The sequence below is a fragment of the Paenisporosarcina sp. P5_A11 genome (assembly GCF_056400705.1).
This window is the reverse complement of sequence record NZ_JBFUKT010000141.1, coordinates 1-8,856: the sequence shown is the minus strand read 5'-3', so window position 1 is coordinate 8,856 and position 8,856 is coordinate 1. Positions and strand designations below refer to the sequence as shown.

The 8,856-nt window shown below is 35.7% G+C and carries 9 protein-coding genes and 1 pseudogene; 2 read left to right on the top strand and 8 right to left on the bottom strand.

All coding sequences use genetic code 11. From position 1 onward, the window contains the following. From AC1DOS_RS15360 to AC1DOS_RS15350, 3 genes are all read right to left on the bottom strand, one after another. Positions 1–865: SpoVR family protein (locus AC1DOS_RS15360; RefSeq protein WP_477538200.1), on the bottom strand; the 865-nt coding region annotated here is incomplete at its 3' end. A 57-nt stretch (positions 866–922) separates the two neighbouring features. Beyond that, positions 923–2,086 (bottom strand): sporulation protein YhbH, encoded by a 1,164-nt coding sequence (gene yhbH / locus AC1DOS_RS15355; RefSeq protein ID WP_477538199.1) that lies wholly within the window; start codon positions 2,084–2,086, stop codon positions 923–925. 143 nt (positions 2,087–2,229) lie between these two features. After that, positions 2,230–4,125: a PrkA family serine protein kinase gene (locus AC1DOS_RS15350; protein ID WP_477538198.1), complete on the bottom strand. Its 1,896-nt coding sequence runs from the start codon at positions 4,123–4,125 to the stop codon at positions 2,230–2,232. Positions 4,126–4,359: 234 nt separating this feature from the next. Here AC1DOS_RS15350 and AC1DOS_RS15345 point away from each other — a divergent pair, with 234 nt between their 5' ends. Continuing rightward, on the top strand, positions 4,360–4,557 hold the full coding sequence (locus tag AC1DOS_RS15345) for a hypothetical protein (RefSeq protein WP_108586619.1): 198 nt from the start codon (positions 4,360–4,362) through the stop codon (positions 4,555–4,557). Between the two features lie 152 nt (positions 4,558–4,709). Here AC1DOS_RS15345 and AC1DOS_RS15340 read toward each other — a convergent pair whose 3' ends face one another. The 3 genes from AC1DOS_RS15340 to AC1DOS_RS15330 all read right to left on the bottom strand — a co-directional run bounded on the left by AC1DOS_RS15340 (position 4,710) and on the right by AC1DOS_RS15330 (position 7,355). Continuing rightward, the gene (locus AC1DOS_RS15340; protein ID WP_477538201.1) at positions 4,710–5,804 is read right to left on the bottom strand and encodes a threonine aldolase family protein; all 1,095 of its coding nucleotides are present in this window, start codon (positions 5,802–5,804) and stop codon (positions 4,710–4,712) included. 35 nt (positions 5,805–5,839) lie between these two features. Further along, positions 5,840–6,538, bottom strand: coding sequence for a DUF1287 domain-containing protein (locus AC1DOS_RS15335; protein WP_477538197.1), 699 nt, complete (start codon positions 6,536–6,538; stop codon positions 5,840–5,842). 337 nt (positions 6,539–6,875) lie between these two features. Further along, complete coding sequence (locus AC1DOS_RS15330; protein ID WP_477538196.1) at positions 6,876–7,355, bottom strand: hypothetical protein; 480 nt, start codon at positions 7,353–7,355, stop codon at positions 6,876–6,878. 163 nt (positions 7,356–7,518) lie between these two features. Here AC1DOS_RS15330 and AC1DOS_RS15325 point away from each other — a divergent pair, with 163 nt between their 5' ends. Next, on the top strand, positions 7,519–7,842 hold the full coding sequence (locus AC1DOS_RS15325; RefSeq protein WP_108586622.1) for a YflT domain-containing protein: 324 nt from the start codon (positions 7,519–7,521) through the stop codon (positions 7,840–7,842). A gap of 88 nt (positions 7,843–7,930) precedes the next feature. On the opposite strand, the pseudogene AC1DOS_RS15320 reads toward AC1DOS_RS15325, so the two are convergent. Both AC1DOS_RS15320 and AC1DOS_RS15315 read right to left on the bottom strand, forming a co-directional pair. Continuing rightward, positions 7,931–8,096: pseudogene (locus AC1DOS_RS15320) on the bottom strand (transposase); the annotation flags it as partial. Between the two features lie 130 nt (positions 8,097–8,226). After that, a partial coding sequence (locus AC1DOS_RS15315; protein WP_477538195.1) for a SurA N-terminal domain-containing protein occupies positions 8,227–8,856 on the bottom strand: 630 nt, incomplete at its 5' end.

Below are 8,856 nucleotides of genomic sequence, written 5' to 3'. Positions count from 1 at the left end.
GAACAACATTTGCATTTAATGTTGCAAATTCGATTGTTTCGTCAGTTGTTAAATCCATCTCCCTTAGTATTCGTTGATGCCAGAAGGTTGCCCATCCTTCATTCATGATTTTTGTTTCTAATTGCGGCCAAAAATAGAGCATTTCCTCTCGCATCATGGTTAAGATATCACGTTGCCAGTCTTCTAGTTCACGACTGTATTCTTCTATAAATAGTAAAAGATCTTTTTCGGGCTTAGGTGGGAATTTTTTTCTATTTTGTGGGATGCTTTTATTATCAATTACTGGTTGACCTATGTTCCATAAATCATCGTAAGGAGTCTTCCTAACAAGCTCTTCTTCTTCTTCATCTAAATTGTAGTCTGGTAGTTTGGGTCTGATAATAGAAGGATCAATATGTTCTTGAATAGCTAAAACAGCGTCTAAAAAACTTTCAACTTCATCTTTCCCATAAATCATTTCATAGCTAGCGATTCGTTCAGCAGTTGCCGTCATGCTTTCCACCATATCACGTCTCGTATTTGAAAATCGGACGTTGTTCTTGAAAAAATCGCAGTGAGCAAGGACATGGGCAATGATGAGTTTATTTTGCATAAGACTGTTGGTATCAAGCAAAAATGCATAACAAGGATTTGAATTAATAACAAGCTCGTAAATTTGACTTAAGCCAAAATCGTATTGCAGCTTCATCTTATGAAATTGTTTTCCAAAGCTCCAATGCGTAAATCGTGTCGGCATACCGTACGCACCAAACGTATAAATAATATCAGCAGGACAAATTTCATAACGCATCGGATAATAATCAAGGCCAAATCCAGATGCAATTTCCGTAATCTCAGCTATAGCATGATTAATGTTTTTTTCCATGAGCTCAATCCCTCCGAGTGTACTTTTCATATACTGGCACAATGCACATCACTCGGCTCATACTGGAGCTTGATCTGGTTGAAAGAAGCTTTTCAGTGCATCATATACGTTGTTTTTTTCTTTCAATACATAATGACGAAATTTTGGATTCGATATGTTTTTATATGTGGACATTAATGTGGAATAACGGCTATGTGCATTCACTTCACCATAACCAAACATACTCGACACCGCCATTAGTTCATTTACAAGTTTTATACATTTCTCATTATCGCTTGGCATGTTCTCTCCATCAGAAAAGTGCACAGGATAAATATTGTAACGTGAAGGACTGTATTTTTGCTGAATAAGTTCTAATGCTTTTAGATAAGCAGAAGAACAAGTTGTTCCACCGCTCTCTCCTTTTGTAAAAAAATCATCTTCTGATACAACTTTTGCTAATGTATGATGAGCGATGAATTCAATTTCGACTGTTCCATATCTTGAACGTAAAAATTTAGTCATCCAGAAAAAGAAACTTCTTGCCATATATTTTTCAAAAGCCCCCATGGAAGCACTAGTATCCATCATCGCAAGAACAACAGCTTTTGATTCAGGTTTTACGACATCATTCCATGTTTTGAAGCGCAAGTCTTCATTGTGAATGGGTGAAATTTCAGCTTTACCTTTCATTGCATTTCTTTTAATTGCCGTTAATATTGTGGTCTTTTTATCAATATTCCCCATCAGGCCTTTTTTTCGAATATCATTAAAATCAATTTTATCTGTTGTGATTTCAGCTTGTTCCTTTTGCTTTAAATTTGGTAATTCCAGCTCTTTAAAAAGGACCTCTTCCAACTCAGCCATAGTTATTTCCGCTTCGGTAAAATCTTCTCCCGCTTGATCACCGGCTTTCTTCCCTTTACCAGAACCGCTTTCTCCTTCTCCTGATCCTCTAGCGACTACATCCCCTACTTTACTATCTCCATCGCCTTGGCCTACATGTTTTGATTTATCGTAATTGTACCGGATTTTGTATTCATCCAATGAACGAATTGGAATTTTAATTACATCTCGTCCATTTGACATAATAATACTTTCCTCACTAATTAAATCCGGCAAATTATTCTTAATAGCTTCTTTTACTTTGTCTATATGACGTTGTTGATCTTGATGTCCTTTGCGATGGAGAGACCAGTTTTCCTGTGAGATGACATAATGATTTTCTTGTTTGTCGTTCATTTCCATCCACACCCATCTCTTATTAGAAAGTTTTTAATTTCCTTATACTATGCTATGGCAGGTAAGTTATTGCCATCACCTTATAAATAAAAAAAACAAGACTAATAAAAAATTAGTCTTGTTTTTCAACTTTAGGTATTACCTTATCGATTTAGCAGGCTACCGACGTAACGTAATAATTCATTTGCTGAAGTCGAATTATAACCATGTTCATCAATAAGTCTTGCAACTACTTCATTAACCTTTTTAAGATGAGATTCATCAGGTGTTTTGGATGATGTGGTAATTTTGACGACGTCTTTTAAGTCCGCAAACAGTTTCTTTTGAATGGCTTCACGAAGACGTTCATGGGAATTGTATTCAAAACGTTTGCCTTTTCTTGCATAGGCAGAAAGGCGAATGAGAATCTCTTCTCTGAATGCTTTTTTCGCATTTTCAGAAATACCAATCTGTTCTTCGATAGAACGCATTAATTTTTCATCTGGATTCATTTCTTCCCCGGTAAGAGGGTCTCTGAGTTTATTTTTATTACAAAATGCCTCTACATTATCAAGATAGTTATCCATTAATGTAATCGCAGATTCTTCATAAGAATAGACGAAGGCTTTTTGTATTTCTTTTTTAGCAATTTCATCATATTCTTTTCTCGCGACTGCAATATAATTCAAGTATTTTTCACGATTCTCTTGAGAAATGGAGGCGTGTTGATCAAGTCCATCCTTCAGTGCACGTAATACGTCCAGTGCATTAATCGAGGGAACTTCCTTCCGAATCATGGCCGAAGAAATTCGATTGATTACATAACGCGGATCAATGCCGTTCATACCTTCGTTTGGAAATTCTTTATTTAATTCCTCAACGTCAATTTGATTAAATCCTTCTACACTTTCACCATCGTATAGACGCATTTTTTTCACAATATCAATCCCTTGTTTTTTAGGGACTTCAAGTCTGGTTAATATAGAAAAAATAGCAGCCGCTCTCAGTGCATGTGGAGCAATATGAACATGATTCATGTCACTATCGCGAATCATTTTTTCATAAATACGTTCTTCCTGACTCACTTTAAGATTATATGGAATCGGCATAACGATAATTCTAGAGTGAAGTGCTTCATTCTTTTTATTAGAAATAAATGAACGGTACTCGGTTTCATTTGTATGGGCTACAATCATCTCATCTGCACTGATTAATGCAAACCGGCCAGCTTTAAAATTACCTTCTTGCGTTAACGATAATAAATGCCAAAGAAACTTTTCATCCAATTTCAAAATTTCTTGAAATTCCATTATTCCCCGATTCGCTTTATTCAACTCGCCGTCAAATCGGTATGCTCGAGGATCAGATTCTGATCCAAACTCAGCGATTGTTGAAAAATCTATACTTCCCGTTAAATCGGCGATATCTTGTGATTTCGGATCCGATGGTGTAAAAGTTCCAATCCCAACTCGTTTATCCTCTGAGAATAAAATACGCTCAACCAGCACATCCTCAATACGTCCTCCATATTCCTTTTCAAGTCTCATCGTATTTAATGGAGACAAACTCCCCTCAATGCGAATGCCGTATTCTTCAGTAAAATCAGCACGCAAATGTTGAGGAATTAAATGTAGAGGATCTTCATGCATCGGACATCCCTTAATGGCGTAAACCGCTCCATCATCTGTCTTAGAATAGCTTTCAAGTCCTCTTTTCAACAATGTCACAATGGACGATTTCCCTCCGCTTACCGGTCCCATGAGTAAGAGAATGCGTTTACGAACATCCAGCCTTTTGGCTGCAGGGTGAAAATACTCTTCTACAAGTCTTTCAATTGACGTTTCAAGTCCAAATATTTCTTCTCCAAAAAAGTGGTACAGTTTCTGCCCATTTCTTTCCGTTAAACCAGAGCTATTGATCATATTATATACACGTGAATGAGCCATCTGGGCAACAATTGGTCTTTCTCTCACAATGGCTAAGTAATCAGCAAACGTACCTTCCCACTTAAGTTCATGTTCTTCTTTCCGGTATCTCTTCACCTTATTTAAAATGTCCATCCTATTCCCTCCAGTAGGGTTTGGTTTATTCATAGTATGAAAGGAGACAACTTATGATACCGATACTTTTTAGATATAAGGTAAATCATTTTCGCAAAAAACGAAGAAGTATCCATTAAAAAATGTTATTCACTTATAAAAATTTCTTTCAAATATTTAATTTAAGTTAAATACATTTTTACGTCTTTTTGAACCATGTTAAGGAGGTACGATATAGTTGAGAGGGGTTTTTTTATGGACAAAGATAAACTAAATGGAGCTTTTAAAAATTCAGGTTCAATGCAACAAACATCAAAAAACGCGAGACCACGGCCTAGCCAAGGTAAAGAAGAGATTTCTTTAGAGTTAGCTGAATTAGGGAATTTGAAACCAAAACACGAACCGATGACTCCTAATCAGCGCAAAAAGACTGAAGCAGAAAAAACATATTAATCTAAAGGGTATCAGATTCGGGCACAACCTAGAGTTGTGTCCAATCCTGTACCATACATATGTATTATGCAGATCAATTTGTTCTCCATTCTTAAACTACAGTTTTAGTTACTCGGTAAATTATCTCGCGTTTTCCAAATTATCAGTGATATTTAATTCAGTTCTCTCATTTTTTCATCAATCAGTTTAAATACATGGTTTACTTTTTCTTTTGGTAAAGCCGCATATTGATCGCCAATACTTACTTCGTAAGAACACGCTTCCTCAGTTGTTTCTCTTAAATAGCTTGTTAAACCAATACCTGTTGTCTCATAGATTTCTATCAATACCGATTCCATTTGCTCTTTTGGGGCATGAAAATGCACATGAAACATATTTGAAACAGGCTCCATCGGCAAAGTTGAAATTGCATGACATGAGTTGAAAAGTTCAGCAAGTTCTTTAGCATCTTCATAATACTGATTCATTTTCTGTGACCGTTGATCAAAAAAATAATCAGCACTGATGATGTACGGATAAAGGCTGATTAAGTCCCCACCATGGCGTCTTTTCCATACTTTCGATTCCTCGGTAAAGTCTTGATCACCCGCAAGAATTGCTCCTGCTATCCCACCAATTCCTTTATAAACCGAAATATAAACACTATCAAATAAACTGCAAATCTCAACAACAGTTTTATTATAATATGGAACAATCTCGAGAAGTCGTGCACCATCTAAATGCAACTTAATTCCCTTATCCCTACAATAACTTGAAATCTTTTCAAGCATTTCGTAATCAGGTAATTGACCACCAATTTCACGTTGAGGTAATTCGAGCAGTAAGCAAGAGATTTCCTCTTCCATGGTAATTACATCTTCCAATTCAATCACTCGAGTTTTATCTGCCAGCAACACAGTCTCAATGTGATGCAATTCTTTTAATCCATCTTCCTCATGAATTTCTAAGTGACATAATGGATGATATGCAACTTTTCTTATTCCTTTTTTATCACACCATATGCGTAAAGCGATTTGCTGTGCCATTGTTCCACTTGGAAAAAAGACGGCCCTTTGTTTCCCTAAATAAGCAGCCATTTTGTCTTGAAAATCTTCGATAATTTTCCCTTTACCATATATATCACTTCCCTGTTCACCATCAACTGCTTGAAATGCCTCTTTTAGAATGTGAATATCTCTTTTCCCATKATCAGCCATCTGATACTTTGTTTGTTTAAATGCTTCAAATAAAGAATTTTTTTTGTTCAACATTTCAAAGACCCCCTTGTATAATTTATTTTTTTTTAGTACTTCCATCTATAATGTCCTGCGATTGGAGTTTTAAAAGAAGACAGTTTCACCTCAGCTGCAAATGGACGGATATTGTGAATAAAGTATGGTGTTCCATCCTCAGCACGTTTGTCTGAAACGATTCCTGTATGATGGAAACCTTTTTCTAAAAACACGACCATATCTCCTGGTTGCCACTGCTCTAAATTTTCAATATTACCAGATATTAATTCAGTCGTTAAAGATTGAGCAAAACGATTTAAGTAAACGTCTTGATTTGGAACTCGTCTAAAGTCGATATTAGGATCAGGCTTGCCATTTACTCTTGAATATAGATTGGTGTGCTTATTAATATCTAAATCTATAACATCCTTTAAGATGATTCCAGCACCTTTTAAACCACGCCAAATAACGTCCGTACATACTCCTTCATCGTCTGGAGGGTATCCTCCATCATAGTAACCACTTTTATAATTGGTACGATTCTCAACTTCTTTCCTAGCTGAATTTACGATATCAATTGGATCAGCAATTGAATTGTCGTTACTATCGACCAAAGAATAGGCTTCAGGTACATGAACAACCTGTTCCAAAGGAAGATCAATGTGAATGCCAATAGTGTTCAGGATAAATCCACCTTTAAAGAAATATACAAATACAAGGAAACTAATGAACGTTACAGAACTAAGAAAAAGAAAACTTCTTTTTCTCATGATTAATTTCACCTCAACGTTGTTGATGAATTTTCAATCACTGGTTATGGTGTAAAAAGATGAGCTCAACAAGGTACATCCAATCACGCAAAAAAACGTGGAGAAAATGGAATCATACATTACAATTCAATAGAGTCCAATGATTCTCCTTTAAACGGATTTGATTTGTAACTTCTCTTTTTCCAAACGCAAAAAGCACCACAACCTTTCGACTGTTGTGGTGCTTTTTTATATTGAAAGTGTATTTCTACACTGCATTTGATTTTTAGCAAGATAATAAGAGATGTCATTTAAAAATAACGCCAGATAATTCAATTACAACCGATGTAGACAGATTTTATTCTATTTTTACATCATTTTCTTCAGCAAGGGCATCAAGTTTATTTTGATAGTCCCTAATCATAGTTCTAGCTTCAGTAAGTTTTGCATTTGCTTCATTGATTTTTTCTGAATCTTGCTCTTCAATTGCCGTAAGTATGGTTAAGAAACCACTGTTTTGGATATTGACAGCTTCAATATAAATTTCGTGTATTTTAGTTAATTCTTCAGTTTCTATTTCTATTTTCTCTAAATTATCAATAAAAACTCGATATTTTGGAATAACTTCATATAATATTGTGTAGTACAACGTTTCATCATCTGTATAGTTAGGACCTGAAACACTATCGTATAATGCAACTGCCTCAAATTCTTGCTCGGAAAGTGACGGCAAGCTCTCATTCATATACGTTAATAAATCTTCCTCTATAGGGTTACTTCCACAGCCCGCTAACAAAGATATCAGTAACCCAAACACCACTAAAACTTTAAATTTCATTAACATCCCCTTTCTACAATTTCATATTATTCTTCGACAATTAATTGTGGCACTGTCGTTATGAAATTCCCCCTTCAAATTACACTATTTATTCTGTTTTTGTTTAACCGTGCAACTTAAGTGGTATGTAGTGTAATAAGCTATAAATAATGGAGGGATTACTTTGACAGTAAAACTAACAGTAGAAAATGCAGTGCAGGCGAAAACAGAAATTGAAAAGTTAGAAGCGCAAGGATTTACTCATGATGATATTTATATCTTTGCACATGATAAAGATCGCTCAAAACATATAACAGATGCTCTGGACACGGAAAGTGTCGGTGTGAAAGAGCAAGGCTTACTCGACAGCATGAAAAATATTACAAGCTCACGTGGTGATGAACTGCGTACCAAAATGGCGTCGGTTGGTTTAACCGTTAAAGAGGCAGAACAATACGAAAAAGAACTCGATAAAGGGAAACTTGTCTTAATCGCATACAAAAAATAAATAAGTAAATGACAAAGGACATCTCACGGCTAACGCCTGAGATGTCCTTTGTTCGTTTGAAATGGCATAAGAAAAGCACCCTTCACTATGCATTGCGACCGTTTATCGAGACAATATTTATTCTGCAATTCTACCAGGACAAATGAAAAATCGACTAACTCATTAATTTGACGAAGCATATTATATTTCGGTACTACAATATCGTAAATTGCCATAAATGGACTGAGCGAAAGAGAATGGTGATTTGAAATCATTCAAGACACCACCTAAGTAAGTCCTTTTATTATACAAAAGAAAAGCCACCCTTTCTCGATAAATCGAGAAAGGGTGGCTTCGGGTACTTTTTCAGCACCCTCCGCTATGGAAAGTGCTTTTCTAATTACATTAAATCTTTAATTCGATTTTCGCATCTGCTTTGAGTTTTTCAACGTGAGCAGCAAATAGCTCCTGCTGTTGTTGTTGTTCAAGAATTCCTTTGATTTCTTTACTTGCTTCTTCAAGTGGTGGTAGTTTCTGTTCAGTTCCCTCTGCTTGAGCTACAGCTTGATCATAATAAGCTTGTATCTCTTTGTCGGTTACTTCTTTCGCTGGTGCTACCTTATCTTGATATTTACCAAATACAATAGACTCAGCAATTTGTTCTTTTAAAGTCTCTTTATCCATTTTTTGTGCTTTAAGAGCTTTAGCCATTGCTTCTTCTCCACCAACTTGTTCTTCGTATGTTGCATACTCTTTATTCACTTCTTCTTCAGTTGCAGTCAATTTTGCTTCAGTTGCTTTTTGACGGATCAATGTTTGATTAACAAGAGAATCAAGTGTCTGAGTTTTTATTTGTTTAGAAGCTTCTTTACTAGTTGGATCTTGACCCATTTGTTGCATTTGGCCTTGGATTGACATCAAGGCTTGATTATATTTATCTCCGGTAAGTTTTTCATCATTTACAACAGCAACAATCTCACTCTTATCAACTTGCTGCTCATCTAGTTTGGCCTGCATTTTAGCTAACTCTTCTTT

What these genes read in the sequence shown, in the direction of transcription:
- AC1DOS_RS15330 (WP_477538196.1), bottom strand. Translation starts at nt 7,355, where the DNA reads ATGAAATTTAAAGTTTTAGTGGTGTTTGGGTTACTGATATCTTTGTTA.
- yhbH (WP_477538199.1), bottom strand. Translation starts at nt 2,086, where the DNA reads ATGAACGACAAACAAGAAAATCATTATGTCATCTCACAGGAAAACTGG.
- AC1DOS_RS15350 (WP_477538198.1), bottom strand. Translation starts at nt 4,125, where the DNA reads ATGGACATTTTAAATAAGGTGAAGAGATACCGGAAAGAAGAACATGAA.
- AC1DOS_RS15345 (WP_108586619.1), top strand. Translation starts at nt 4,360, where the DNA reads ATGGACAAAGATAAACTAAATGGAGCTTTTAAAAATTCAGGTTCAATG.
- AC1DOS_RS15335 (WP_477538197.1), bottom strand. Translation starts at nt 6,538, where the DNA reads ATGAGAAAAAGAAGTTTTCTTTTTCTTAGTTCTGTAACGTTCATTAGT.